The sequence below is a fragment of the Gemmatimonas phototrophica genome (assembly GCF_000695095.2).
GTDB classification, from domain to species: domain Bacteria; phylum Gemmatimonadota; class Gemmatimonadetes; order Gemmatimonadales; family Gemmatimonadaceae; genus Gemmatimonas; species Gemmatimonas phototrophica.
In genome coordinates this window covers 428,197-453,598 of the sequence record NZ_CP011454.1, presented here as the reverse complement: position 1 = coordinate 453,598, position 25,402 = coordinate 428,197, and the positions used below count along the sequence as shown (strand labels likewise).

At 66.1% G+C, this 25,402-nt stretch carries 18 protein-coding genes; 7 read left to right on the top strand and 11 right to left on the bottom strand.

Annotation, left to right across the window (positions count from 1 at the left end; genetic code table 11):
- Positions 1 to 10: 10 nt before the first annotated feature.
- From GEMMAAP_RS01990 to GEMMAAP_RS01980, 3 genes are read right to left on the bottom strand one after another with little or no spacing between them, the layout of a single operon-like run.
- The gene (locus GEMMAAP_RS01990) at positions 11 to 2,242 is read right to left on the bottom strand and encodes a protein kinase domain-containing protein (protein ID WP_053333946.1); all 2,232 of its coding nucleotides are present in this window, start codon (positions 2,240 to 2,242) and stop codon (positions 11 to 13) included.
- 19 nt (positions 2,243 to 2,261) lie between these two features.
- A complete protein-coding gene (gene brnA / locus GEMMAAP_RS01985; RefSeq protein ID WP_026849217.1) occupies positions 2,262 to 2,489 on the bottom strand; it encodes a type II toxin-antitoxin system BrnA family antitoxin in 228 nt (75 codons plus the stop codon).
- Positions 2,470 to 2,739, bottom strand: a complete 270-nt coding sequence (locus GEMMAAP_RS01980; protein WP_026849216.1) for a BrnT family toxin — start codon at positions 2,737 to 2,739, stop codon at positions 2,470 to 2,472. The genes brnA and GEMMAAP_RS01980 overlap by 20 nt, the downstream gene beginning before the upstream one ends.
- 140 nt (positions 2,740 to 2,879) lie before the next feature.
- On the opposite strand from GEMMAAP_RS01980, the gene ptsP reads away from it, so the two are divergent.
- Genes ptsP through GEMMAAP_RS01965 form a run of 3 tightly spaced genes read left to right on the top strand, consistent with a single transcriptional unit; the run spans position 2,880 to position 8,150 of the window.
- Positions 2,880 to 5,438 (top strand): phosphoenolpyruvate--protein phosphotransferase, encoded by a 2,559-nt coding sequence (gene ptsP / locus GEMMAAP_RS01975; RefSeq protein WP_075071598.1) that lies wholly within the window; start codon positions 2,880 to 2,882, stop codon positions 5,436 to 5,438.
- Positions 5,439 to 5,490: 52 nt separating this feature from the next.
- Positions 5,491 to 7,299 carry a PTS glucose transporter subunit IIBC gene (ptsG, locus tag GEMMAAP_RS01970; protein WP_026849215.1) on the top strand — a complete coding sequence of 603 codons (1,809 nt, stop codon included), beginning with the start codon at positions 5,491 to 5,493 and terminating at the stop codon, positions 7,297 to 7,299.
- A complete protein-coding gene (locus GEMMAAP_RS01965) occupies positions 7,296 to 8,150 on the top strand; it encodes a Cof-type HAD-IIB family hydrolase (protein ID WP_053333945.1) in 855 nt (284 codons plus the stop codon). The genes ptsG and GEMMAAP_RS01965 overlap by 4 nt, the downstream gene beginning before the upstream one ends.
- A gap of 6 nt (positions 8,151 to 8,156) precedes the next feature.
- Here the strand turns inward: GEMMAAP_RS01965 and GEMMAAP_RS01960 are convergent, their stop codons facing one another.
- The 6 genes from GEMMAAP_RS01960 to GEMMAAP_RS01935 all read right to left on the bottom strand — a co-directional run bounded on the left by GEMMAAP_RS01960 (position 8,157) and on the right by GEMMAAP_RS01935 (position 19,068).
- Complete coding sequence (locus GEMMAAP_RS01960; protein WP_026849213.1) at positions 8,157 to 9,239, bottom strand: Gfo/Idh/MocA family oxidoreductase; 1,083 nt, start codon at positions 9,237 to 9,239, stop codon at positions 8,157 to 8,159.
- A 5-nt stretch (positions 9,240 to 9,244) separates the two neighbouring features.
- Complete coding sequence (locus tag GEMMAAP_RS01955; protein WP_158514690.1) at positions 9,245 to 11,734, bottom strand: protein kinase domain-containing protein; 2,490 nt, start codon at positions 11,732 to 11,734, stop codon at positions 9,245 to 9,247.
- 7 nt (positions 11,735 to 11,741) lie between these two features.
- Positions 11,742 to 12,908, bottom strand: coding sequence for an ATP-binding protein (locus GEMMAAP_RS01950; protein WP_053333943.1), 1,167 nt, complete (start codon positions 12,906 to 12,908; stop codon positions 11,742 to 11,744).
- A gap of 71 nt (positions 12,909 to 12,979) precedes the next feature.
- Positions 12,980 to 15,409: a protein kinase domain-containing protein gene (locus GEMMAAP_RS01945; RefSeq protein WP_026849211.1), complete on the bottom strand. Its 2,430-nt coding sequence runs from the start codon at positions 15,407 to 15,409 to the stop codon at positions 12,980 to 12,982.
- Entirely contained in the window at positions 15,406 to 17,835 is a 2,430-nt protein-coding gene (locus GEMMAAP_RS01940) for a serine/threonine-protein kinase (RefSeq protein WP_026849210.1), read from the bottom strand. Before GEMMAAP_RS01940 ends, GEMMAAP_RS01945 begins: the two co-directional genes overlap by 4 nt.
- Before the next feature lie 9 nt (positions 17,836 to 17,844).
- Entirely contained in the window at positions 17,845 to 19,068 is a 1,224-nt protein-coding gene (locus GEMMAAP_RS01935; protein WP_075071386.1) for an asparaginase, read from the bottom strand.
- Positions 19,069 to 19,368: 300 nt separating this feature from the next.
- Here GEMMAAP_RS01935 and GEMMAAP_RS01925 point away from each other — a divergent pair, with 300 nt between their 5' ends.
- Positions 19,369 to 21,735, top strand: coding sequence for a DUF5916 domain-containing protein (locus GEMMAAP_RS01925; protein WP_075071385.1), 2,367 nt, complete (start codon positions 19,369 to 19,371; stop codon positions 21,733 to 21,735).
- A 68-nt stretch (positions 21,736 to 21,803) separates the two neighbouring features.
- On the top strand, positions 21,804 to 23,033 hold the full coding sequence (locus tag GEMMAAP_RS01920) for a glycoside hydrolase family 183 protein (protein WP_026849206.1): 1,230 nt from the start codon (positions 21,804 to 21,806) through the stop codon (positions 23,031 to 23,033).
- Positions 23,034 to 23,036: 3 nt separating this feature from the next.
- Here the strand turns inward: GEMMAAP_RS01920 and GEMMAAP_RS01915 are convergent, their stop codons facing one another.
- Together GEMMAAP_RS01915 and GEMMAAP_RS01910 are read right to left on the bottom strand one after the other, a co-directional pair.
- On the bottom strand, positions 23,037 to 23,582 hold the full coding sequence (locus GEMMAAP_RS01915) for a DUF4256 domain-containing protein (RefSeq protein ID WP_026849205.1): 546 nt from the start codon (positions 23,580 to 23,582) through the stop codon (positions 23,037 to 23,039).
- 6 nt (positions 23,583 to 23,588) lie between these two features.
- Positions 23,589 to 23,963 carry a YbjQ family protein gene (locus GEMMAAP_RS01910; RefSeq protein WP_053333942.1) on the bottom strand — a complete coding sequence of 125 codons (375 nt, stop codon included), beginning with the start codon at positions 23,961 to 23,963 and terminating at the stop codon, positions 23,589 to 23,591.
- Positions 23,964 to 24,039: 76 nt separating this feature from the next.
- Between GEMMAAP_RS01910 and GEMMAAP_RS01905 the strand changes: the two genes are divergently transcribed.
- Positions 24,040 to 24,396 carry an ArsR/SmtB family transcription factor gene (locus GEMMAAP_RS01905; protein WP_026849203.1) on the top strand — a complete coding sequence of 119 codons (357 nt, stop codon included), beginning with the start codon at positions 24,040 to 24,042 and terminating at the stop codon, positions 24,394 to 24,396.
- A gap of 3 nt (positions 24,397 to 24,399) precedes the next feature.
- Positions 24,400 to 25,374 carry an SRPBCC family protein gene (locus GEMMAAP_RS01900; protein WP_026849202.1) on the top strand — a complete coding sequence of 325 codons (975 nt, stop codon included), beginning with the start codon at positions 24,400 to 24,402 and terminating at the stop codon, positions 25,372 to 25,374.
- Positions 25,375 to 25,402: the final 28 nt, after the last annotated feature.

Here is a 25,402-nt window from a genome sequence, read left to right as displayed (position 1 = left end):
CGTCGCCGGTTCACAGCCCCATCGCCCGCAGCAGTTCCGGATACCGCGGGTGGGCGCGCAAGGCGTCGCTCGAAAACGCGCTTCGCGTCCAAAAAGGGATGGTGAAATCACAGCAGCGGACAGACTCAAGTGCGTACGTGATCGCTTCGTCCACTCGACCCAGGGCATCAGCCGCGAGCGCAAGTGCCATGTTTGAGACATCATCAGTGAGCGCGCGAGCCTGAAGCTCAGCGTACAGGCCCTCGGCTCGAATACGGTCGCCCTGGGTTACGTATGACTTTGTGAGCCAGCCGAGGATGAGCACATGCCGGCCGACTGAGGCGAAGGCCACTCTGGCGGCTTCGACGGTGCGAGCGGCATCCGCCGTTCGCGAGAGTGCGGCAACCCGTCCGTATTGAGGGAGGAACGCCTGCGGATCAAGCGAGTACGCGCGCTCCACTTCCACAGTCGCCTCGGAAAACCGCGTGGCCGCCGCGAGGCCAACGCCGTAATGGGCCGCACAGAAAGCGCTTCGTGGGTCCTCGGTCGCCGCTCGCGCGAGCTCAGTCAAGGCGCGCTCATCGTCGTCACCGTGCCACATCAGCAAGCCATGCAGTGCATAGCTCGCACGGACTTCAACCAACCGCGGTTGCAATACTAATGCGCGCTCCCACCAGGAAAATGCAGCTCTCGGATCGTGGTCCAGAAAGAGGGATACCATGCCCATCGTCCCCATCGCAGCGGCCATCGTGGCGTCGAGTTCCAGCGCGCGCGCGAGCGCTGCCTGCACCAACGGGCGAACCTCCGTTACCGGGAGCAGGCCAAAGCGCACGAACTCCATCAGTGCGGCACCCAGTGATGCATGCGCTTCTGCGTTTAGCGGGTCAAGCTGAATAGCGCGCTCAAGGCACTCACGTGCTGCCAACAAGCTTCGACCTCGCTGCGCCGTCAGCGCTCGGCCTTTTGCGATCAGTTCAAACGCCTCCACCTGAGCGCTGGTCACCCTCCCTGAAGGCTCAGTCGGTGGCACAAATGTGACCTGCAACTTCGCCGCAATGGCTGCCGCGATTTCGTCCTGTACGGCAAACACGTCGGTGAGTTCGCGATCGAAGCGCTCCGACCACAAGTGGTAGCCGTCGCTCACCGACACCAGTTGCACCGCGAGGCGCATGCGATTGCCTGCCTTGCGCACACTCCCTTGCAGTACCGTCGCAACCTGCAACGCGTCGCCGATCTCAGCGAGTACCGTCTGCTTGCCGCGAAACGAGAACGCCGAGTTGCGCGCCGCGACATGCAGGCCGTCAATCGGCACGAGCGCATCGAGAATGTCGTCCGCAATGCCGTCGGCGAAGTACTGGTTGTCGGGGTCGGCGCTGAGATTCTCGAACGGCAGAATTGCTAGTGACTTGGCTGGCGCGGCTGGTTTTACCGACACCGTTTCGGGAGCATTGATCGCCGTGCTGAACTGCGCCGCCGTCTCGTAACGGTCGACGGCGACGCGCGCGAGCGCCTGGCTCACCGCGCGCGACACTGGCCCCGGTACACCTTCACGCAGCGCCGCGACTTCTACCGGCGTCTGCACGAACCGCTTGGCAATTACGGCCTGCATCGTCGGACCGGTGAACGGCGGTTCTCCCGCGATCATCTCGTACAGCACGCACCCCAGGCTGTAGAGATCACTGCGGCCGTCCACCTCTTCGCCCACGGCCTGCTCGGGACTCATGTAGGCCGGCGTGCCCACGCTCATCCCCATCTGCGTGAGCGTGTCACCCGGCGCGTCGCTGATCGCCTTGCCAATCCCGAAGTCGGCCACGAGCGCGTGGCCGTTCTGCAGGAGGATGTTCTCCGGCTTGATGTCACGGTGCACAATGCCCACGCGATGCGCGTGGTCGAGTGCCGCCGCCACTTCGCTGGCAATGCGCACTGCCTCGGCGATTGGGAGCTGACGCTGCGTGTCGAGCCGATCGCGCAGCGACTGCCCCTGCACCACGGGCATCACGTAGTACAACGCACCATCCGCGTCGCCCGAATCGTAGAGCGGCAGGATGTGCGGATGACTCAGCCGCGCGGCCAGCTGAATCTCGCGCAGAAAACGCTCGCGCCCCACCGACTGCGCTACATCGTCGCGCAGCACCTTGATAGCGACGTCGCGGTCGTGCTTGAGATCGTGCGCGAGGTACACCGTGGCCATGCCGCCCTGACCGAGCTCGCGGTCGAGGCGGTAGCGGTCGGCGAGGGTCGCCGTCAGTGTCGCGAATGTCACGAGCGACCGCTGCGGATGCTCACGACGCCCGCTTCTCGAGACGTTCGGCGATCCATACCTTGATGATCGACTGCCGCGTGACGCCGAGTCTCGCAGCTTCCTGGTCGAGCGAGTCAATCATCCAGACGGGAAAGTCGACGTTCACGCGACGCGGTGCTTGCGTCGGGCGACGCGCAGTGGACAGATCGAGATCGTCCGTGATGTCGACCTCGCGGTCGAACTTGCGGTCAAAGTCCTTCGCCTTCATACAACGCCACCTCCTCAGCGCGCGCGTGGCGCACGGATATCAGACGAACACGGTGATCACGATACGTGACCACCGCCGACCAGGCGACGCCCGCGATACGTCCCACGACGAGCCACCGTGGTTCATCGGTCGTCCTCGCCTGCACTTCGAGCAGTCGGTCGTCACGCCACAGCGCCTGCGCGGCGTCGAAGTCGATGCCGTGTTTGGCGAAGTTGCTGGCGCTCTTGAGCGGGTCGAACTCAAACTCCACAAAACCCCCTTCTTTGGTATAAAAAGTATACCTTTTGCACATCTCGTCAAGCGCCCCCCCAGCGACAACCCCCTTCCATGCGGCTGCACTTGGAGCGACGATTCCTCGCCGCCCTCACCCCTCACAGCCACGTCCATCTGATGCCGGAGTCCACCCTCGCGCCGATCACTGGTCGCGCGACGCTCGCCCTGCTCGCCCCAGTCTCGGGCGTCATCGTCCCCCTCGAGGACGTACCCGACCCGGTCTTTGCCCAACGACTCGCCGGCGACGGGCTCTCCATCGACCCGCTCGGGAGCGAAGTCGTGGCCCCCTGCGATGCCGTGGTGCGGCAGGTCCATCGCGCCTCCCACGCGGTGACTCTTGAAGCGTCGGGCCTCGAGATCGTCATCCACGTGGGACTGGATACCGTGCTGCTGCAGGGGGCCGGGTTCCACCCCGCCGTGAAAGCCGGCCAGCAGGTGCGCGCCGGCGACGTGCTCCTCCGTTTCGACATTGACGACGTCGCTCGACGCGCCCGATCGCTGCTCACTGAGGTGATCGTCTCCAACATGGACCGCGTGGCCGCCTTGCGGCCTCGCTCGGGGATGGTGGTGGCAGGGCACGACGTGCTGTTCGAGGTGGAGCTCACGACCGACCCGGGCACCATCGCAGCGCCCGCCTCCGCAGACTCGGCCATTACCTCCGCCCCGGTCGTCGTTGGCGCGCGCACGGGGCTGCACGCGCGTCCCGCCGCAGTGGTCGCCGCGGCGGCCCGGCGTTTTGCCGCGGACCTCCGGCTGCACAAAGGCGAGCAAGAGGCCAACGCGCGCAGTGTCGTCTCCATCATGGCCCTCGAAGTGGGCGGCGGAGACACCCTCACGGTGGTTGGGCGCGGCAGCGACGCCGCCGAAGCCATTCAGGCGCTGGTCGCATTGCTCGCGTCCGATCTTGATGCGGGTGCTGGCGAGGCACACGCAGAAGCCGCGCCCGTAGCTCCCGTGGCTATCGTCCCCTCCACCACCGAGCCCGTCGCCGAAGGCGTCCTGCGCGGCGTCGCCGCGTCGCCGGGGCTGGCCATCGGGCACGTCTTCCACCTGCGCCACGACGACACGGTGGTCGAGCAGCGGGGCGCTGACCCTGCACAGGAGCAACGCGCGCTGGAGTCGGCGCTGAGCGCCGCGCATGTGCAACTGGAAGGGTTACGGCAACGCCTCACCGAAGAGGCTGATGCCGACCACGCGGCCATCTTCGCGGCGCATCAGGAGCTGCTGGAAGACCCGGAGGTGCTCGACCGCGCCGCCGCACTGGTGCGCGCCGGCGACTCCGCCGCCTGGGCCTGGCGACAGGCCTACACCTCACAAGCCGACCGGCTCTCCGCGCTCTCCAATGCCGTCATGCGCGGACGCGCCACCGACCTTCGCGATGTGGGGCGCCGGGTGCTGCAGCTCCTGGTTGGCGGCTCGGCGCCGGTGGACGTTCCCGCCGACTCCATTGTCGTGGCCGAAGACCTCACCCCGTCGGACACGGCCGCGCTCGACCGCACCAAGGTGCGCGCGCTGTGCACCACCATGGGGAGCGCCACGTCGCACGTGGCCATCCTCGCCCGCGGACTGGGGCTACCGGCGGTGGCCGGCGTAGATCCCCGCATTCTTGCCGTGCCGGCGGGTACACGCGTGGTGGTAGACGGCGACCGCGGCACCGTGAACACCACACCCAGCGCCGACGAAGAAAGCCGCATCGTTGCGCGGCAGGCTGTTGACAGCGAACGCCGCGAGCGCGACCTCGCCGTGGCCATGGAACCCGCGACCACCACCGACGGGCATCGCGTGGAAGTGGTGGCCAACATCGGTGCCGTGAGCGAAGGCGCGCGCGTCGCCGACGTTGGCGGCGAAGGAGTGGGGCTGTTGCGCAGCGAGTTCCTCTTCATGGACCGGCGCACCGCCCCCGACGAAGACGAACAGGCCAAGAGCTATCGCACTGTAGCCCGCGCACTGGGTCCCGACCGCATCCTCGTCATCCGCACACTCGATGTTGGTGGCGACAAGCCGCTGCCGTACCTCGATGTCGCCGCCGAACTGAATCCGTTTCTCGGTGAACGAGGGGTGCGTCTCACGCTGGCGCGTCCCGAGTTGTTCCGCACGCAGGTGCGGGCCATTCTGCGGGCGTCCACGTCCGGCAAAGTGGCGATGATGTTCCCCATGATTGCCAAGCTGGCGGAGTGGCGCGCGGCGAAGGCGCTCGTGGAGCGTGAGCGTGAGGCGCTGGGTGTAGCGCCCATTCCAGTGGGCATCATGGTGGAGATCCCCGCCGCCGCGCTCATTGCGGAGCAGTTCGCACGCGAGGCCGACTTCTTCTCGGTTGGCACCAACGACCTCACGCAGTACACGATGGCCATGGATCGCACCAACCCGCGGCTCGCGCCACAGGTGGACGCGCTACACCCCTCGGTGCTGCGACTCATCGAGCGCACGGTGGCGGGCGCCCGCGCCCACGGGCGTTGGGTGGGAGTGTGTGGCGCGCTCGCAGGTGATCTGCACGCGGTGCCCATCCTCATCGGGCTCGGTGTAGACGAACTCAGCGCCGACATCCCGCTGGTGCCAGCCGTCAAGGCGCGTGTGCGCTCGCTCTCGCTGGCCGAGTGCCGGGAGACGGCGCGTCTGGCCCTCGAGGCGGGTGATGGTACCGAAGTGCGAGCGATCGTCGCGCAGCGTCATCCATGATCCGGTTCATGACGCGATACATGACGCAGCTCTCCAACATGAGTTCATCCAGATGAGTCAGGGTCGCGCCGCCTTCGGGTGGCTTCAGAAAATCGGCAAGTCGCTCATGCTCCCCGTGTCGGTGCTCCCGGCCGCGGGCCTGCTGCTCGGCTTGGGCAGTGCCAAGTTCAGCATCCTGCCAGCCGCCATGTCGAGCGTGATGGCGCAGGCAGGGGGGGCCATCTTTGGCAACCTGCCGCTGATCTTCTCCATCGGGGTCGCGCTAGGTCTAACCGGCAACGACGGCGTGGCGGCGCTGGCCGCCGTGGTGGGGTTCGCAGTCATGATTGCGACCATGGGCGTCATGGCCCCATTGGTGGGCTATGAGGCCAAGCAGATCATGGGTATGCCGTCTATTGAGACGGGTGTGTTTGGCGGCATCCTCATTGGGACCATCGCGGCGCTGCTGTACAACCGGTACTATCGCGTCACGCTGCCGTCGTATCTGGGCTTCTTTGCCGGCAAGCGATCGGTGCCCATTCTCACCGCCCTCGCGGCCGTCGTGACCGGCATCGTGCTCAGCGTGGTGTGGCCGCCCATCGGCCACCAGATCGACGTGTTCTCGCACTGGGCCGCCAACAGCAATCCCGCGTTGGCGTTCTCCGTGTACGGCGTCGTGGAGCGGTCGCTCATTCCCTTCGGCCTGCACCACATCTGGAACGTGCCGTTCTTCTTCCAGGTGGGGCAGTTCACCGATCCGGCCACAGGGCAGGTGCTCACCGGAGAGATCCCGCGCTTTGCCGCGGGCGACCCCACCGCTGGCTACCTCGCGGGCGGCTACCTCTTCAAGATGTGGGGACTCCCTGCCGCGGCCCTCGCCATGTGGCGCACTGCGCGTCCCGAGAATCGCGCCAAGGTGGGCGGCATCATGATCTCGGCGGCGCTCACATCGTTCCTCACCGGAATCACGGAGCCCATCGAGTTCGCGTTCATGTTCGCGGCGCCATTGCTCTATGCCATGCATGCGCTGCTGGCCGCCGTGGCGTACTTCGTCGCGGTGGAGCTGGGCATCCGGCACGGCACCACCTTCTCGCACGGGTTGATCGACTACATCGTCCTCTTCCCCAACTCCACGCGCGGGATCTGGTTTCTCTGGCTGGGCCCCCTGTGGGCGGCGATGTACTTCGCGCTGTTCCGCACCATGATCCTCAAGCGCGACCTCAAGACCCCGGGGCGTGAGGTGGAAGACGGTGCCTCGGTGTCTGACGACACGGCAGACGCGGAGCGAGCCTCGGGCACTCGCGCGGGCGTGGACGATAGTATGGCGGCCCAACTGGTGGCGGCCTTTGGCGGCCCGGAGAACATCCGTAACCTCGACGCCTGCATCACCAGGTTGCGGGTGGACTTGCACGATGTCTCTCGCGCCAGTGCCTCGACCCTGAAGGCGTTGGGCGCATCCGGCGTGATGCAGGTGGGCAATGGCATGCAGGCGATCTTCGGGACCCGATCGGAGAACCTCAAGACCGACATGGAGGAGTACATGAGTGCCATGCCGGCGGCGTCTGCGCCCGTATCCGTTGTCGCACCGGCTGCCATTTCTGACACACCAACCGTCGTCATCACCGACGGCCACCGCGCCCGCGCATCCGCCATCACCGCCGCCCTCGGCGGCACCGACAACATCGCCGAGTCCGACGCCGTGGCACTTACTCGGGTGCGCGTGGTATTGCACGACACATCACGACTCAATGAGTCCGCGCTCACCGCGGCTGGTGTGCGCGGTGTGATGCGCATGGACGGCGGTGTTGTACATCTCATCGTTGGCGAAGACGCCGCCGGAATCGCGGCGGCCATGGCACCCTCTGTTTCGTCAGCGCGGTGAGCAGCGCACAACAGCAGCACGCCGGGGACATCGGCGCCGGCTCACGCCGCCCTGTGCGCATGGTGTGCCTCGACGTAGATGGCACCATGCTCGGGGAATCCGGCACCGTGCGCGATGCCGTCTGGCACGCGGTGGAGATGGCGCGCAGCGCCGGCATTCAGCTCACCATGTGCTCGGGGCGTCCGGGCTTTGGCGTCACGCGCGAGCTGGCGCAGCGGGTGAACGCCACCGGATGGCACTGCTTCCAGAACGGCGCCAGCATCGTGCGCCTGCACGACGGGCATTCGCAGTCGGCGGTGCTGGACGACGACATCATCAAAATGCTCATCGCGCGCGCGCGCGAAAAGAATCGCCTGCTCGAACTCTATACGGACTCGCAGTACGTCACGGAAAGCGAGACGCGGGTGGCACGCGTGCATGCCGAAGTACTTGGCTTGCCCTATGCGCCGCAGCCGTACGAATCGCTGTCGCCGCCCATCGTTCGCGCGCAGTGGATCGTGGCGCACCACGAGCTGGACGCGCTCGTGGCCGAGCCGCACGACGGGTTGGAAATCTCTCCGGCCATGGGTCCGGCACTCCCGGACCAGGTGTTCGTGAATCTCACGCGGCGCGGCGTGGACAAGGGATATGCGCTACGGGTGATCGCCGCCGAGTACGGCGTGGCGCTCGACGAAGTGATGTACGTCGGTGATGGCCTCAACGACACACCGGCGCTTGGCATCGTCGGGTGGCCCGTGGCTATGGGCAACGCCGAGCCGGTGGCCAAGGCGCTGGCAAAGCATATCGTGGCCGACGTGGAGTCGGACGGAGTGGCCGAGGCGTTGGAGATGGCGGTCGCCAGCCGGAGCTGACGGTCGCTACGCGCTCGACGCTGACAGCTCCACCACGCGCCGCTCACGCGCCGAGCGCTGCGCCGCTTCGATCACATCGAGCATGGCGATGGCCTCGTGTATTTGCACGGGGGGCGGCGCGTCCCCGCGAACGGCGGCGACGACACCTGCATAGAACGCCGGATAGTTGCCGGGGTGTGTTGGCACCGGCGCGCTCGCCGTTTCGGTGCCGAGCATGCCCCACCGTTCGGGCGGCTCCTGACCCCACGCGTCGCCGCCCGGCTTCATCCCCGCCTTGAGCGCCGCCTCCTGCACATCGAGGCCCCACTTCACCAACGACGCCGCGGACCCGCTTACACGGAAGCGCGGCGTGGCCTGCGCCGCGAGCGCGCTGGCATGCAGGTGCGACCGCACGCCGCTCACGTGCGTGAGCGACACGAACACGTCATCCTCTGCCGTGACGCCCGGCCGCCGCATGTCCAGCTCGGCGTACACCCCGGCCACCGGGCCGAAGAGCAGCAACGCCTGGTCAATGAGATGGCTCCCGAGATCGTACAGCAGACCACCGGCCACGCCTGGTTCGCTGGACTCACGCCATGAGCCGGTTGGCTGCGGACGCCAGCGGTCGAATCGGCTCTCAAAGTGATGGACGGTGCCGAATGCTCCCTGTGCGAGCAAGGCACGCACCGTGAGAAAGTCGCCGTCCCAACGGCGATTCTGGTAGGGAATGAGCAGTCGTCCCGCGGTGCGCGCGGCATCGGCCGCAGTGCGCCCCTCGGCGGCGGTCACGGCGAACGGCTTATCGACGACCACGTGGATTCCGTGGTCGAACGCCGCCAGTGCGAGCGGCGCATGACTGCGGTTCGGTGTGGCGATCACCACGAGGTCAATCTCGCTCGACCGGTCCCACAGCTCCGCCGCGGAGGCGACTACGGCAACGCCGGAATAATCGCGCAGCGCCTGCGCGCGACGACCTTCATCGCTAGTGACCACGACGCTGAGCGTCAGTCCCGGCGTCGTCGCAATCAGCGGCGCATGGAAGTATGCCCCGCCGGGACCGAACCCAATGAGCGCCACGCGGAGGGACGACGGAATAGACGACCCTCCCATGCGCCTCAGCGTGGCACCGTCGGCGCCGGCCGAATCGGCCACGGCGATGTGTACGGACATTCCTTCAACTGATGCCGCGCCAGGAACGCCTTCCACGCGGGCTCGGCGCGGATGCCGTCGTATGGAGGATAGCAGACGGAGAAGGCCAGGTTCGCGAGCGCGCCATCCTGTTCGAGATGGTCGACAAACAGTGCGGCTGCCGTAGCACGATCACCAAACACCAGCGCGGCGACCGCGCGATCGAACGATCGCACGTCGGCACCACGCGCAGCGATCTGCCGCTGCAACGCGCGCGCGGCATTCCATTCGCCAGCAGCCGCGGCGGCCAGGATGGCGTACCCCAATCGACCACGGGTCCGATCCGACACGAGGGCGCGTTTCGTCACGCGAAACGCACTGTCCGCCAGTCCCGCCCATATCAACGGCGGGGCCGAATTGGTCAGAAAGGTGGTGCTCAGCTGCGCCGCCCTGGCGTCGTTCTCAAGCGCTCGCGCGAACTGGCGTCGCTCCGAGAGCATGCGGGAACGCGTGTTGAACGTGGTGGGCGAAAGCGGGTCGAGCGTGAGGGCCCGCTCCATCTGCTCGTCGGCTTGCGCCGTATCGCCCAGCACGTGAAAGGCGATGGCCGACCAATGCGCGGCAATGGCGCTCGCCGGCTCAAGTCGTCGCGCGGTGGCCATGGATGTCGCGACCTGCGCGAAGTTGAACTGGCGGATCGCCGCAAAGCCGATGGCCGCGTGTGCATCCGCACTCGTGGAATCGAGCGCCAGTGCCCGACGCGCGGCAATCTCCGTCTTCGCATCAGATGGCGCGAAATCCACGTCGGAGTTGAAGTTGGGACGGATCACGTACGCCAAGGCCAGTGCAGCCCAGCCGCGCGCGAACATGCTGTCACGCTGTACCGCTGCTTCGAGATACTTCACCGCGCTGTCGAGTGGACCGGCGCCACGCTGCGCCCAGTAGTAGCGGCCCTTGAGATAGAGATCGTATGCGACCGCATCGGTGGTTCCGCGTGCGGCGACGCTCGCCGTCGCAGTGGACCGTATGCCGCGGCCCGGCGACTGGCCAAGTCGTGGCGTGAGCGCCGCAACAATCGCACTCGTGAACGCGTCCTGCACCGCAAACACGTCGGCGCCGGTACGTTCGAATGCATCACTCCAGAGCACCTGACCGTCGCGCGTACTCGTGAGCTGCGCGGTCAGGCGTATGCGATCTCCAGCGCGGCGCACCGTGCCTTCCACAATCGCACCAACGCCCAACGCCTTGCCTACGTCGGGGGCGAGAATTGTCTTGCCTTTGAACGAAAAACTGGAGCTGCGGCCTGCCAGACGCAGCCCGGGCAGCTTGGACAACGCATGCGCAAGTTCGTCGGTGAGGCCGTCGCTGAAGTACTCATCCTTGGCATCGCCGCTCGTGTTCACGAAGGGCAGCACCGCCAGCGATGAGAGCGATTCCGCCGGCGCGCCTGCCGCAGCGGGAGTGCGCGTGTCGCCGTCGCCACCGCGACCGTTCATGAACCAAAGTGCCGCGGCACCTGCCACCAGCACCAGTGCTGCCGCCACCATGGTGAAAGAACGCGAACCGGTTGCGGCGCCGGACGGTGCGGCTGCCCGCTCGGCGCTGTGCGTTGAAACGGTCGCGAGCTGTTCCAACAGTACATGGGCCGAAGCCGGGCGATCTCCCGGGGCTTTGGCGAGGCACTGCATGACCAGCGCCACCACCTCGCGCGGCACATCCGGCGATCGCATCGCGAGCGCAACGGGCGTTTCCGTGAGATGCGCCGCGATCAACTGGGACGTGCCCGTCTTGCCGGCAAACGGATGCGCGCCACTGAGCAGTTCGTACGCCACCACGCCCCACGCGTAGAGGTCGGCGCGATGATCCACGGCATCGCCGACGGCCTGTTCAGGCGCCATGTACGCCGGCGTCCCTATGCTGCTCCCGGCCTGCGTGAGCGTGCCATCGTTGGTACCCGCCGGCGGGCCATCGTAGGTACGCGCCGCGCTAATGGCCTTCGCGATCCCGAAGTCGGTGACCACCGCGGTGCCTGCCGACAGCAGGATGTTGTCCGGCTTGATGTCACGGTGAATTACCCCTTCACCGTGCGCGTACGCCAACGCGCGTGCCACATCGCGCAACACATTCAGCCGATCGTGCATCGACAACGGCATGCCACGCGCCATCTGCGCGCGCAGCGACTCGCCCTTTACGTACGGCATGGTGTAATACGGCACGCCATCCGACGTGCCCGCCGCCAGCACCGGCACAATGTTCGCCTGCTGCAACCGTGCTGCCGTCGCGATCTCGCGCGTGAAGCGCTCGGCGCTCACACTCGCCGAGAGCTCCGGCGCCAGCACCTTCACCACCACCTCGCGCCCCAACGCATTCTCGCGCGCCACGAACACGCGCGACATGCCGCCCCCGCCGAGCTCGCGCTCGAGGGTGTAGCCGTCGCCCAATGTCGATTGGAGTTGTGCGCGCAGGTCGGTCGTCACGAGGTCCTTACCATCCGATGGCCTTGAGGCCCTGCTGCCACGGCAAGACGTCCACGTCTCCCAGGCGCTTGGGCTCCTTGCCAAGGTACCACACCATGCGCCGATGCGGCTTGCCATAGTAGTCGACAAAGCGCGCCAAGCCGCCCAGGTCTGACGGCGCCACGGTGCGCGAGGCTTTGACCTCGATGGCGAAGAGGTCGCTTCCGCGCTCGACGATGAAATCCACTTCCGCGCCATGCTCAGTGCGGAAGGCGGAGACCCGCACGTCCTCGTCGAACGCGGCGGCGCTGTGCACCAGCTGCGTGTAGACCAGATGCTCGAACAAACGACCGATGCGATCGGGCGAGGCCACGAAGTTTCCGAGCAGTCCGTTGAGCACGCCGACGTCGAAGAAGTACGCCTTGGGATGCTGCACCAATCGGCGGGTGGCGCTCTTGGCGAACGCGTCAACGCGGTGGATGAGCAGCGTATCCTCCAACACGTCGAGCCAGCGCCCCGCCGACATACGGCTCACCTGCGCGGCCGTGGCGATCTTGGCGAGATCGAGGTGCGCCCCCGCCCACTCCCCAATCACCGTGAGGAATCGAGCGAACCCTTCGAGGCTTCGTGTCAGGTTTTCGGCCTGGACTTCTTCGCGGAGATAGATGGCCGCGTAGCTGCGCAGCGTTTTCTCGCGGTCGCGCACCGACTCCTCCGCGAGGACTCCCGGCAGGGTACCATGCATCAGCGCCGTCGTCGTCGGGACGTCGTAGCCCATCTCGGCGCTGGTCAATGGTCCCATGCGATATGCGTGCAACCGCCCCGGCAGCAGATTGGCTTCGCCGCGACGGAGCTTCCGTGCACTCGAACCCGTGAGGAGAAAGCGCAGGCCATGCTGCGGTCGGTCGAGCAGCGACTGAACGGTGTTGAGCAGACTCGGGCTGCGCTGGATTTCATCGATGAAGATCGTGCGCAGGGCGTCGGATTCCTTGGGCGCGGGCAGCGCGTCGAGGCGCGATTCGAGTTCGAGCGGATTGCGCGCGAACTCGAGATAGGTGGCCTCGTGCGCGAGATTGATTTCGAGCGTGGGGTGCAGCGCGCGCATGAGCGTGGACTTCCCGACCTGTCGAGGCCCGAGCAGCAGCACGCTCTTTCGGGACGACGCGAGGAGGGATTTCAGTCGACGAGAATACATGTGGTACAATTACGCGGTCTTCTTACCGCACACAAGTGCCGGCCGCCGGAAAGACGCCGCCAAACGCCCGCTCATCGCGGCCGCCCGCCGTTGGGCGACGTGAACAGCGCTACGTCGAGACCGAGCTCGCGAACGATGGCCGAGAAGCGGGGGCTGCGGCGGACAGGATCGTACATCCGCAAGCCTAGGTGTGAAAGCACGAAATAGTCCGGAATCGTGACGGCACGCTCCATCAAAGTCAGCGCGCGGGCGGTGTCGCCCACGGCCAACCACGCCGTGCCAAGGCTATTCGCTCCCTCGACGCTACCCGCGAACCGCTCGGTCAACTGCCGTGCCATGGTCAACGCGCGCGCTCGTTCACCAGCCGTACCGAGCACATACGTAGCGCGTGCGAGCACCTGCGGACGTGTCGCTGTCCGCAACACGATCTCCGCGCGTCGCTTCGCCTCGGCCCGCCGCCCGCCGTCCAAGAGGGCAAAGAGGGACGTGGTGATCGGTGTGCCGAGCGTAGAGTCGATCTCCCATGCGCGGTCGCTCAACGCCATCGCCTCCGCGTGCTGACCGGCCAGCGATAGCGCCATCGACGCGCTGCCTAGGGTGCCGACGCTCATCGGATTCAACGCAGCGGCCCGGCGCGCTGCTTCGGCCGCCGCTTCTGCGCTACCAATCGCGCTCAGGAGGCCTTGACGATAGAGCCATGCGTTCGCGTTACGTGGATCGAGTCGTACGGCGCGTGCGGTCTCGAGGTCGGCCGATTGCCACTGGTGCTGATGCGTATGGGCCAACCCCAAGGCGACCCAACTCTCGGCCGACATCGAGTCGAGCGCCACCGCCCGCTGACTCGCGTCCAGCGCTCGCGGCAGGGCATCGCGCATCAACACATCGGTGTAAATGGGGAGGCCGAGCCACGTCAATGCCAGCCCGGCATACGCGCGGGCGAAGTTCGGATCTTGCCGAATAGCCTGCTCGAAGTACTCGCGTGCTCTGAACAGCCCTGGCCCGCGGCGCTCGTAGAAGTACACGCCGCGCTGGTAGAGATCGTACGCCTCGAGATTACTGGTACCGCGCGCGGCAGGGGCAATGTTGGTGTTACCACCGGTCAGCGTGACGCGCAGCGCGCTGACAATCGCGTTGGCAATGTCATCCTGCACGGCAAAGACGTCCGTCGCATCGCGCTCGTAGCTCTCACTCCACATCACCGTAGCCGTGCTGGCGTTGGTGAGTTGCGTGGACACGCGCAGCTTCCTCCCGGCACGACGCACCGTGCCTTCGAGCACGGCGCCCACGTTCAACGCCTTGCCGATCGCTTGCACCGAGGCGTTCTTGCCACGGAATGCCGCTGCAGAACTGCGGGCCGTGAGTTGGAGCCCTGGCACTTTCGTGAGGGCGTTGGACAGTTCGTCCGCCATCCCTTCGGCGAAGTACGCGTTGGCCGTGTCGCCGCCCACACTTTCGAAGGGGAGTACGACGAGCGAACGCACCGGCGCGGTGGAGTCGGTGGCGGGGGTGCCGGTGCGTGACGCGCTCGGCTCGGTGGCGCCCGGGCGAAGCAGTGCCCAGCCGGCAATGGCAAGCACGGCTACCGCCGCGCTGACCAGCAACGACGGCGCGCGTCGCCGACTCGGCACCGTCGCGTGCTCGACACTTCCCGACGTCTCACTGGCTAATCGAGCAAGCAGCGCATCCGCACTCGGCGGGCGCTGCGTGGGGTCCTTCTCCAGACACTGCATGACGAGCGCGGCGACGTCGCGCGGTATACCCAACCGGGCCGCGTCAAAAGAAGGCGGCGCTTCGCTGATATGCGCCGCCACCATCGCCTGCGGCGTGCTGCGCGCGGCAAACGGATGCGCGCCCGCGAGCACCTCGTATGCCACCACGCCCCACGCGTAGAGATCGGCGCGGGCGTCGGTGTTCACATCGCCCAGCGCCTGCTCCGGCGCCATGTAGGCCGGCGTGCCAATGGAGGTGCCCACCGAGGTGAGGGTGTTACCCTCGGCCTTGGTGCTGGAGGCCGAGAGCGCCTTCGCGATCCCGAAGTCGGTCACCACCGCCGTGCCCCGCGAGAGCAGCACATTCTCCGGCTTGATGTCGCGGTGCACGATGCCGCGCTCGTGCGCATACGCCAGCGCCTGGGCGATGTTGCGCAGAATGCCGAGTGCCTCGGCCACCGGCACTGCGCCGGCCACCAGCCGCGCGCGCAGCGAGTCGCCGCGCACGAAAGGCATCGTGTAGTACGGCAGCCCCTCGTTCGTGGCGCCCGCGGCCAGCACCGGCACGATGTGCGGGTCCTGCAGCGCCGCGGCGAGCTTGATCTCGCGCGCAAAACGTTCAGCGCTCAGCGACGCGGCCCGCTCGGGGGAGAGCACCTTGACCACCACGTCACGCCCTAGCGCATGCTCCTGCGCTACAAACACCCGCGACATCCCGCCACCGCCGAGCTCGCGCTCGAGGGTATAGCCGTCACCAAGGGTGGATTGCAGTTGCGCGCGCAGATCGCTCACTGCTCGATACTCTTCATGATCGCATCCGCGCGCGGATCCTTTCGCAGCGCATCATAGCGTTCGGCGCGGTTACCCATATTCAACCAGTTGTCCGGTTGCTTCGCCGCGCGATCCAGCGTCACAACTGCAGCTTGATGATCGCCCAGCCGTTCCAACGTCGCCGCGACGACCCCCATCGCGGGTAGATCGCCCCCGTTCTTCGCGCGCAATCGGTCGATGACCTGGCGCGCCTCGGATGCGCGCCCCGCTCGTGCCAGAACGTACGCAAGCATCCCCTCGGTTTGGGTCGGCAGGCTAGATGCACGCCGTTCGAGGTTGCGCTGAAGAGCCGCGATCGCTTCGTCGTGCCGTCCCAGAAAACTCAGAACTTCACCGCGTGCGTCCCACGCCAAGGCGTAGGTCGAATCCATCGACAGGATGGCTCGCGTGGCGGAATCCGCCTCGCGATAGCGGCGCTCCGTCAGCAGCAGCTGCGCCCCCCATGTGCGCGCAATCAGTGACGCGGGTTCAGCCGTCTGCGCCCGCGCCATGCGGTCATGTGCCTCGCCGAATCGGCCGAGATGCATGAGGCTCAGCCCGTGCCAGCCCCAAGCGATCGCGACCGTGGAATCGAGGGCCTGAGCGCGCCGGAAGTTCACTTCAGCCGACTGATTCTCCCACAGATTCACCTGCGCTTGGGCGACGGCGACCCAGGCCTCGGCTACCGAGGAGTCAATGGCGATGGCCTTGCGCGCTGCGGCGAGCGCGAGCGGCGATATCGTACGCGCCGTGCCTTGCTCGTAGAACGGCACCGACGTAAGTGCTAACGCCAGCGCGCCCTGCGCGCGCGCAAACTTCGGGTCGCGCGCCACCGCACGCTCGAAGAGTGAGATGGACTGTCGCACCGCCTCCGCCGTGCGACGGCCGAACAAGACCTGTCCCTGCAAGTACCACGCATACGCCTCAGGATCGGTGGTCTCCACCCGGCTGGCCTGCGCCGCGCGTCCCCCGCCGAGCGCCCCGAGCAGCTTGGTCGCCACCGCCCGCGCGATCTCGTCCTGCAAGGCAAACACATTGGTGAGCGGCCGATCGTACTTCTCCGTCCACGTGACCGAACCGTCGCCGGCGGACACGAGCGAGACGTTCACCCGCACCTGCCCCGCGGCGCGCTGCACACTGCCGGTAAGTAACGAGCCCACGCCCAGTTCGCGCGCGATGGCGCTTTCGTCCAGGCCACGCGCTTGCAGGGCGCCGGCGCTCGATCGACCGATTACGCGCACGCCCGTCTTTGAAAGAGCGCGTGTCATCTCTTCGGCAAGACCAATCCCGAAAAAGTCATCGGCCTTGTCGCCGCTCAGATTGGCGAGTGGCAGCACCGCGATGGAGCGGTTCGGTGCAGCCGACGCCGCGCTGGCGACGGCGCCCGAGGACGACGCGACATTGCCCCCACGCTTCATCACCACCGCTGCCACCGCGACCGCCGCCACGAGCACAGCGCCCGCGATCAGCATAGTCGTGCGCGGACCACGTGCCGGAGTGACCGTGCCGCCCGTACGGGAGCCCGTCGTTCCCGTTGGTGTTACCACGCCATCAAGGCTCTGCAAGACTTCTTCCGCATTGGCCGGACGATGCGCGGCATCCTTCTCGAGACACCGCAACACCAGGTCACTCAGTGCGGTCGGTAACACGGCATTGCGCTGGGTGAGCGGCACCGGGGCTTCCGAGAGATGCGCCGCAATCATCTGCGCCGAGTTCGCCTTGCCCGAAAAGGGATGAGCGCCCGTGAGCAGTTCGTAGGCCAGCACCCCCCACGCGTAAATGTCGGCCCGCTGATCCACATCAGCACCCACCGCCTGCTCAGGGGCCATGTAGGCGGGCGTGCCTATTGAACCACCGGCCTGCGTGAGCGACGCACTCGTTGGCGCAGCGGCACCGCCGTCGCCAATGGTGCGCGACGCACTGAGCGCCTTGGCAATCCCAAAGTCCGTGACCACCGCCGTGCCACCCGAGAGCAGGATGTTCTCCGGCTTGATGTCCCGATGCACCACACCCTGTCCATGCGCGTACGACAGGGCACGTGCGACGTCGCGCAGAATGCTGAGCGATTGCGATACCGTGAGCGGCACGCCGTTGGCCAGTCGCGCCCGCAGCGATTCGCCAGTCACGAACGGCATGGTGTAATACGGCAGCGATCCCGAGCTGCCGGTGCTGAGCACCGGTACGATGTTCGCCTGCTGCAACCGCGCCGCCAGCTTCACCTCCCGTGCGAACCGTTCGGCGCTCACCCCTTCGGCCAGCTCGGGCGCAATCACCTTTACCACGACCGTGCGCCCCAGCGCGTTCTCATGCGCCACGAACACGCGCGACATGCCGCCACCACCGAGCTCCCGCTCGAGGGTGTAGCCGTCGCCCAGGGTGGTTTGGAGCTGCGCGCGAAGATCCGTCATCAAGACGTGTCAGTACTCGTTGAAGATCCGCTGGATCTCGCGCGGATCTTTCGTCTTGGTAAGCGCGACCATGAGCAGGATGCGCGCCTTGGTGGCCGTGAGGTGCAGCGCAACGACACCCGGCGGTACTGGTGGCGCGGCAGGCGCTGCGGGGCGCGCAACGGAATCACGCGGCGCCGTGGTATCCACGCGCGCCGCTGGTGGCGGACCATCGCCTCCACCCCCGCCGCCATTCACGTTCTCCCCTGACGTAAACGAGGTCACCACGACCACTCCCGTCTGCCGCAACGCGCGGTACGTCGCGTTCTCGGCGGCGGTCATTCCTGTCGTGGCCACCACCACGCCCTTCGGGTTGGTGGTGAACGTCTGCCCCGTGCCACCAGGGTACGACATTGTCAGCTCCACCTTGGGCAGGGTATCCACGCCATCGAGGTCGAACTCACTGCGTTCTCCAAAGCGACGCACGGGCGCAAAGAAGAACTCCGGCCCCTGCGAGGCAACGACTCCCAGCATCCCCATGTCGCCGGTACTGAAGCCACCGGTGCGCTGATACAGCTTGCGTGATTCGCGCGCCGACAGAATGCGGTCGTCCATCACCACCATCACGCCCTTCTGTGTCGCCTTGGGCGACGCGGCGGTCCGCACGGCACTCAGCAAGTTGATGGGACCATCGGGGCTGATGCCCGTGGCCGGGCGCTGCGACCCCACCACCACGACCGGCTTGCTGGAGCGCACGGTGAGGTAGAGAAAGAACGCCGTCTCCTCCAGGCGGTCGGTGCCGTGCGTGACCACTACACCAGCGAGATCGCCACGCTGCAGTACCACATTGATGCGCTTGGCGAGCTTGACCCACATCTCCGGCGTGATGAGCGGGCTGGCCACGTTGGAGAACTGTTCGGTCTCCACCCGCGCATAACGGGCGAGTTCCGGTACCGACCCCGTGATCTGCTCCGCCGTGAGTGTGCCGGCGCGATAGGAACCCAATGTTCCCGGCGCGTTCTGCACGCCGGCAATGGTGCCGCCCGTCGCAATCACCAGCACCTTGGGCGCATTGGGATTGGGGACGACGGTCACTGGGCGCGCGGCGACGGGCGGGGCAGGCGCGGGCGCCGCTGGCACCGATACGGCGGGTGTCGCCGACGTGACGCGAGCCGCACCAGGACGCGCGCAGGCAGCGACGACCACCGCCAACAGCGCGACGGTGGGAGAGACGACACGGGTCAAACGGTTCACCAGGAACTCCTCAATGCAGCGTGGCCTTTTGTGAAGCGCCGTCCCCGCGCTGCTTGGCGTCTCGGACACGCCGGCGGAGCGCAGTTTCCTCAAAGAGGAACGCACACCGAAGACCACCCCCGCCGAGCTCACGCTCGAGGCGATAGGCGGTACCGAGAACGGCGGCGAGCGCAGTGGGGAGATCAGTCACAATGAAGTGTCAGGAGGGGCACGCTCAAACATACGCCGCTTGGCCGCCCATCGCTCCACCGGCGTGAGCGGCACATCGCCCCAACGACCCAAGGCAGTTAACATCCCCTCATGGTTTCTGTCTTGCTCGCGTTGCTCCAGCAGGTTAGCGGTCCCACCGGGAGCACACCGGAGGCGGCCCCCGCCCCGGTCCCCGTCGTCGCCCGCACCTTCTCAGGACGCGCGCGCGAACTCTCGGCGCATGTCCCCCGCCTGCGGGACTCCATCACCATCGATGGCACGCTCACCGAGTCGGCGTGGCAGCAGGCGTCGGTGCTTACCGATTTTTCGTCGTACAGCCCCGTGGACGGGCGACCGGCACAGGACAATACCGAGGTACGTCTCTGGTACGCCGAGGATGCCCTGTATGTCGGCATCCGCGCCTATGCCCCGCCCGGCACCGTCCGGGCCACGCTGGCCGAGCGGGATCGCATTACCAACGACGATTGGATGGCCATCCATTTGGATACGTTCCTCGACCGCCGGTCGTTCGTCTTTGCCGTGAATGCGTTCGGGGTGCAAGCCGACGGCATGCGCAGTGATGTCTCCGCCGGGCCCGGCGTCTCACGCGCGTCGCTGCAAGCCGTTGATCTGTCGCAGGACTATGTATGGCAGTCGAAAGGGCAACTGCTCGACGATGGCTTCAGTGTGGAGATGCGCATTCCCTTCAAGTCCATCCGCTTTCAAATGGGATCGACGCAGGACTGGGGGGTGCAGATCATACGCCAGACGCAACGCACCGGCTATCAGGACACGTGGGCACCCACCTCCCGCTCGCTGCAGGCGTTTACGCCGCAATCGGGATACCTGCGTGGCCTCACGGGCATGAAGCGCGGGCTGGTGCTCGACCTCACGCCGACCTCGGTGAGCTCCACGACGGGGCGGCCGAACTCCGACGGATGGCGCTACGGCACCCGCAGTGAAGCCAGCGGCGATGTGCGCTGGGGCATTACCTCGAACTTCACCGTAAACGCCACCGCCAACCCCGACTTCAGCCAGGTCGAAACGGACGTGGGCCAGATTCCCGGCGACGTGCGCTTTGCCCTCTTCTTTCCGGAACTCCGCCCGTTCTTTGTGGAAGGGAGCGAGCAGTTTGATGCCCCCAATCGCCTGGTGAATACCCGTTCCATTGTGCAACCGCTTGGCGCCATCAAGCTGACGGGAAAGATTCCCCGCACTGATGTGGGGCTGCTGTCGGCGATCGACGCCCCCACCAGCGGCAGCGATGGCAAGACCAGTCCGCGCTTCAACATCGTGCGACTGCGCCGTGATCTTGGTGAACAGAGCAATGCGGGCATTGTGTTTACCGACCGCTCCGAAGGGGCGCGCTTCAATCGCGTGGCCGGCTTCGACACCCGGCTGCAGTTCGCCAACGTGTACAGTCTGGACCTGCGCTACGCTGCCAGTAGGACCCGCGACAGCGTGACGCGCACCGGCGCACTGTGGGAGGCCAGCCATGGTCGCACCGGACGGGCGTTGGGGTATCGCTTCAATCTCCAAGGCTTCAGTCCGCAATTCGAAACCCAGACCGGCTTCGTGAATCGCGTGGATTTCGTGCGCGCGCAGATCAATCAGCGTTACACCATGTTCGGCAGCAAAGGTGGATGGTGGGATCAGCGGCAACACTTTCTGAGTGCCAGCTCGCTCTGGAGCTACAACGGGTTTGGCAATCGGGACACGCCGTTGGAGATGCGCGTGTCCATTGATAACTCCATGACCATCCGCGGCGGATGGCGCGTGAGTATCACCCCCGACCTGCAACGCGTGGACTTCGATCCGCGTCGCTACACGTCGTATGCCGTGCTCTCGGCCACAGGACGCGACACCGCCAGCTTTACACCAAACGTGGCGCAGATCACGAACAACGTGGCCTTTGCCCTGAACACGCCGCAATGGCGACGCGCCGGCGCCACGCTCACCGCAACGGCCGGCACGGAGCCGGAGTTCTTCGAAACCTCCACCGTGCGGCGACGGGAAGTGGAAGCGCAGCTCGACCTGCGCCCTTCTTCACAGGTGCGCATTGGTACGCTCTTGCGCTATCAGCAGTTTGTGCGCGAGCGTGACGGCACGGTGTTCAGCACGCAGGTCGTTCCGCGGCTGCGCCTCGAGTATCAGTTCTCGCGGGCGCTGTTTCTCCGTTTCATTGGCCAGGTGGAATCGCGCGATCGCAGTGCACTGCGCGACCCGCGGACGGAGCAGCCGCTCTTCCGCCGCACATCCACGGGCGCGCTGTCGGTACAGGGCGCACGCAAGTCGTTGCTGGGGCGCGCCGATTGGCTGGTCAGCTACCTGCCCAGCCCCGGGACTGTGGTCTTTGTGGGCTACGGGACAGCGGTGGATGCCTCCGAGACCATGCGTCCCGGCGATATCGCCCGCACAAGTGACGGCGCCTTTGTGAAGTTCAGCTACCTGTATCGGGTCCGAAACGCGAGCCGATAGCAGCAGGGAGCTGGGGCGATGGTCCATCGTGAGTCGCGCGACCAGGTACTCGGCGGCACATTGGCCGCATGACCTCCCGTGCCTTTGTCGCCATCGCGCTCGCTGGCCTCACCATCGCCTGCACCACCCCCGAGCCCGCGGCGCCCCCCTTCGTGCCACCGACGCTCACGCTGGTGCCAGCGCCGGAGCTTCGCATCAGCAGCCCAGTGGGCAGTGATTGCAACCGGCCGTCGTTCTGGGTGGGCGACACGTTCTACCAGATTGTCTCCAACCAGCACGCGTGGCGCAGCAACGGCGCCCGGGATGCGGCCAGCGCGCAGCAGTTCACGCTGGCGCGGTTCGCCGACGACCATCCCACCTTTGCGTGGGACACCACGCGCAAGTGGTATGTGCACGACATCAACACCAGCGAGGGGCCCACCAACACCCCCATGCGCTGGATTGAGTCGGTGTACCGTCGCCCATCCACCGGGGCGCTGTACGGACTGTATCACACCGAGGAGGGGCCGTACGTACGATGCGGGGCGCCGTTCGAGCGACCGTATCTGTCAGTGCCGCACATTGGTCTCGCCAAATCCACGGACAACGGGCAGAGCTGGCGGAATCTCGGCCTCATTCTCAGCGACGGCAGCTTTCCCATTCACTGCGACTTACCCATTCGCTTCTTTGCCGGCGGCGTGGGCGACCCCAGCATGGCCGTAGGCCCCGACAGCGTGTACGCGTACATCGCGTTTACGGATTACTCGGGCGCCAATCCCGCCACCCAGGGCATTCAACTGGCGCGCATTCCCCTGCAGGACCTCGATGCACCACTGCACGCCGATGGGCGCAGCAAGGCGGTGCGCTGGCACAACGGCGAGTGGCGCGGCCCGGGGTTGCAGGGCACCAGCTCACCACGCGTCGGACAGTCGTGGACACCAACGCCCATTGGTCAGGCCACGCCCATTCTGCCACCATTGCGCTCATGGCAACAGGCCGATGGCGGAGGCTTCTGGGGGCCGTCGCTGTCGTGGAACACGGAGATCAACGCCTTTGTACTGCTGCTCAATAACGTGTCGGGGGCGCGCGTGTTCGACGCCGAGGGGAACTACGTCACGTATCTCCCCTCCATGACCGCACCGGCGCCCGTGCCGCGCATGCCGGTGCGCCTCCAGGACTTGCCCAACGCGCCGGCCGCAAGCTGGTACGCGCAGGCCCTGGGTGACCCGAGTATCAAGGGGACCAGCGCGTTCACCGGTCAGGATGCACGACTGTTTCTGGGCGACCGGTCGAACGTACTACTGCATTTTTCGCGGTAGCGGCTAGACCGTCAGCATCCCGCGAAAACCCCGCGCCGCGTAGTACGACTGCGCGCCGTTGTGATACACAAACACCTGATCGTAGCGCCGGTCGCCAAACAACGCCCCACCCAGTGCACGCACACTCGGCGTGGTCACAATCCAGCTGGACGTTTTCAGATCAAACGCCCCCAGCTGCTGCAGCTGCCGGTATTGCGCTTCCGTCAACAGTGTGATCCCCATCTGCGCCGCCATCCCCACGGCGCTGCCCGCGGGCTTGTTCTCCTTGCGGGCGTCCAGTGCCGCCTGGTCGTAACACAGGCTGCGACGACCAGCCGGACTCTCAGCGCTACAGTCACAGTAGAGAAAGGCGCCGGTCGTGGGGTCCTGCCCAATCACATCGGGCTCACCGCCCGTCTCCTCCATCGCGGCCAACGTCTTAAGCGCGCTGGCATTGCCGGTGAGCCGAGCCTCGACATCGGCCCACGCAAGGCTGGCATGCCGTTCGGGATGCTTGGTGAAGCGCGCCTGCAGTGTCTTCAGCAGTGCGGCGGTCTTGGCTGGAGGCATGGGCGCTTACTCCGCGTGTGCCGCTGGTCCCACCTGCACCGCCGTGCCGTAACAGAGCACTTCAGTCACCCCGCTCATGATTTCGTTGGCGTCGTAGCGCACGCCAATGACGGCATTGGCGCCGGCCAGATGCGCCTGATGCAGCATCGTGTCGAACGCCTGCAGACGCGTACGTTCGGCCAGTTCAGTAAAGAGCGAAATATTGCCACCCAGAATGGTCTGGAAACCGGCCCCGATGGTGCCGAATACCGACCGCGAACGCACCACTACGCCGCGTACCACGCCAAGCGATTGGTGGATGCGATAGCCCGGCAATTCAAAACCGGTGGTGGTCATCTCGTGCGGCACATCAATGGCCTGCGCGGGGATAATGGATTTCATGCGACGACTCCTCGGCTGAAGACACCCGAAATGTCGCACTTGCGCGTCCGGCATGCCTAACGTATCATACAACCATATGGTTGCACGTTTATCGCTCACCGATCCGGAGCTTGACCAGCTCTTTCGCGCCCTCGCCGACGCCACCCGCCGCGACATTGTGGCCCGCCTGTTGGCTGGAGAGCCCGCGTCGGTCTCCGCGCTCGCGTCGCGCTACGACATGTCCTTTGCGGCGGTGCAGAAACATGTCGCGGTACTCGAGGAGGCCGGGCTGGTGAGCAAGGAGTCTCGAGGGCGGGAGCGTATTGTGCGCAGCAATCCGCAACGCCTCGCGCAAGCGCGCACCCTGCTCATGCAACTCGAGCAGCTCTGGATCTCCCGTTTCAGCCAACTCGACGAGCTGTTCGCCGACCCCACCACCTCACTCCCCGAGTAACGCATGCCCATCACCGAAGTCGTGTCCAACGCCGAGGCGCTCACCCTGTCCATTGTGGCCGACTACCCGGTGCCTTTGGCCCGGTTGTGGGATGCGTACGCCGATCCGCGCAAGCTCGAGCGCTTCTGGGGGCCGCGCGAGTGGCCTGCCACCTTCACCCGTCACGACATGGCGGTGGGTGGCTATTCGCACTACCACATGACCGGCCCCGATGGCACCATCTCGCGCGGGTGGTTCCGCTTTCTCACGATCACGCCACATCAGCTCATTGAAGTGGAAGACGGCTTTGCCGATGAGCACGGGCAACCCAACACCGACCTGCCCGGCATGCGCATGACGTTCATGTTCGAAGCCACTGAAACCGGCTCACGCTTCCGGAGTGTCACCTACTTCAACAGCGTCGAGGAGATGGAGAAGCTGGTGGAGATGGGCATGATGGAAGGGATGCGCTCGGCGATGAGCCAGATTGACGATGTGCTCACCGACCTGGCCACGTTTGCAGCCACACTCGCGACGCACGCTCAGCTGCTCAACGATACGCAGGTGCGCGTGAGTCGCGTGGTGCGTGGCACGCCGGCGCAGCTGTGGCGCGCCCATCACGAGCCGGCGCTCATGCAGCGATGGCTCACCGGCCCCGATGGCTGGACCATGCCGGTATGCCAAGTCGCAAAGAGCGTTGGTGAGCGCTATCGCTACGAATGGGCATCCAACGACGGAGCGCAGCGCTTTGGTTTCGAGGGGGAACTGCTCGAAAGCATGGCGCCGCATCGCGCCGTGACCTCCGAACAGATGATTGGCACCGACGGTCCGGCCACGCGCAACGAGATGACGCTCACGCCGGTGGAAGGCGGTACGCTGCTCAGTATCCTGATCACGTACCCCAGCAAGGAGCTGCGCGACATGATTCTCGGCACCGGCATGACCACCGGTATGGAAGCGAGCTATGCACGACTGGAGCAGGAGCTGCTGGCGGCGTAACGCGGCCATTCCCGCAACCCGTTGGGCG

Bases quoted from the DNA above. Each gene is read 5' to 3' on its own strand.
- brnA (WP_026849217.1), bottom strand. From the start codon at position 2,489: ATGAAGGCGAAGGACTTTGACCGCAAGTTCGACCGCGAGGTCGACATC.
- ptsP (WP_075071598.1), top strand. From the start codon at position 2,880: ATGCCGGAGTCCACCCTCGCGCCGATCACTGGTCGCGCGACGCTCGCC.
- ptsG (WP_026849215.1), top strand. From the start codon at position 5,491: ATGAGTCAGGGTCGCGCCGCCTTCGGGTGGCTTCAGAAAATCGGCAAG.
- GEMMAAP_RS01960 (WP_026849213.1), bottom strand. From the start codon at position 9,239: ATGGGAGGGTCGTCTATTCCGTCGTCCCTCCGCGTGGCGCTCATTGGG.
- GEMMAAP_RS01950 (WP_053333943.1), bottom strand. From the start codon at position 12,908: ATGTATTCTCGTCGACTGAAATCCCTCCTCGCGTCGTCCCGAAAGAGC.
- GEMMAAP_RS01940 (WP_026849210.1), bottom strand. From the start codon at position 17,835: ATGACGGATCTTCGCGCGCAGCTCCAAACCACCCTGGGCGACGGCTAC.
- GEMMAAP_RS01925 (WP_075071385.1), top strand. From the start codon at position 19,369: ATGGTTTCTGTCTTGCTCGCGTTGCTCCAGCAGGTTAGCGGTCCCACC.
- GEMMAAP_RS01920 (WP_026849206.1), top strand. From the start codon at position 21,804: ATGACCTCCCGTGCCTTTGTCGCCATCGCGCTCGCTGGCCTCACCATC.
- GEMMAAP_RS01915 (WP_026849205.1), bottom strand. From the start codon at position 23,582: ATGCCTCCAGCCAAGACCGCCGCACTGCTGAAGACACTGCAGGCGCGC.
- GEMMAAP_RS01910 (WP_053333942.1), bottom strand. From the start codon at position 23,963: ATGAAATCCATTATCCCCGCGCAGGCCATTGATGTGCCGCACGAGATG.
- GEMMAAP_RS01905 (WP_026849203.1), top strand. From the start codon at position 24,040: ATGGTTGCACGTTTATCGCTCACCGATCCGGAGCTTGACCAGCTCTTT.
- GEMMAAP_RS01900 (WP_026849202.1), top strand. From the start codon at position 24,400: ATGCCCATCACCGAAGTCGTGTCCAACGCCGAGGCGCTCACCCTGTCC.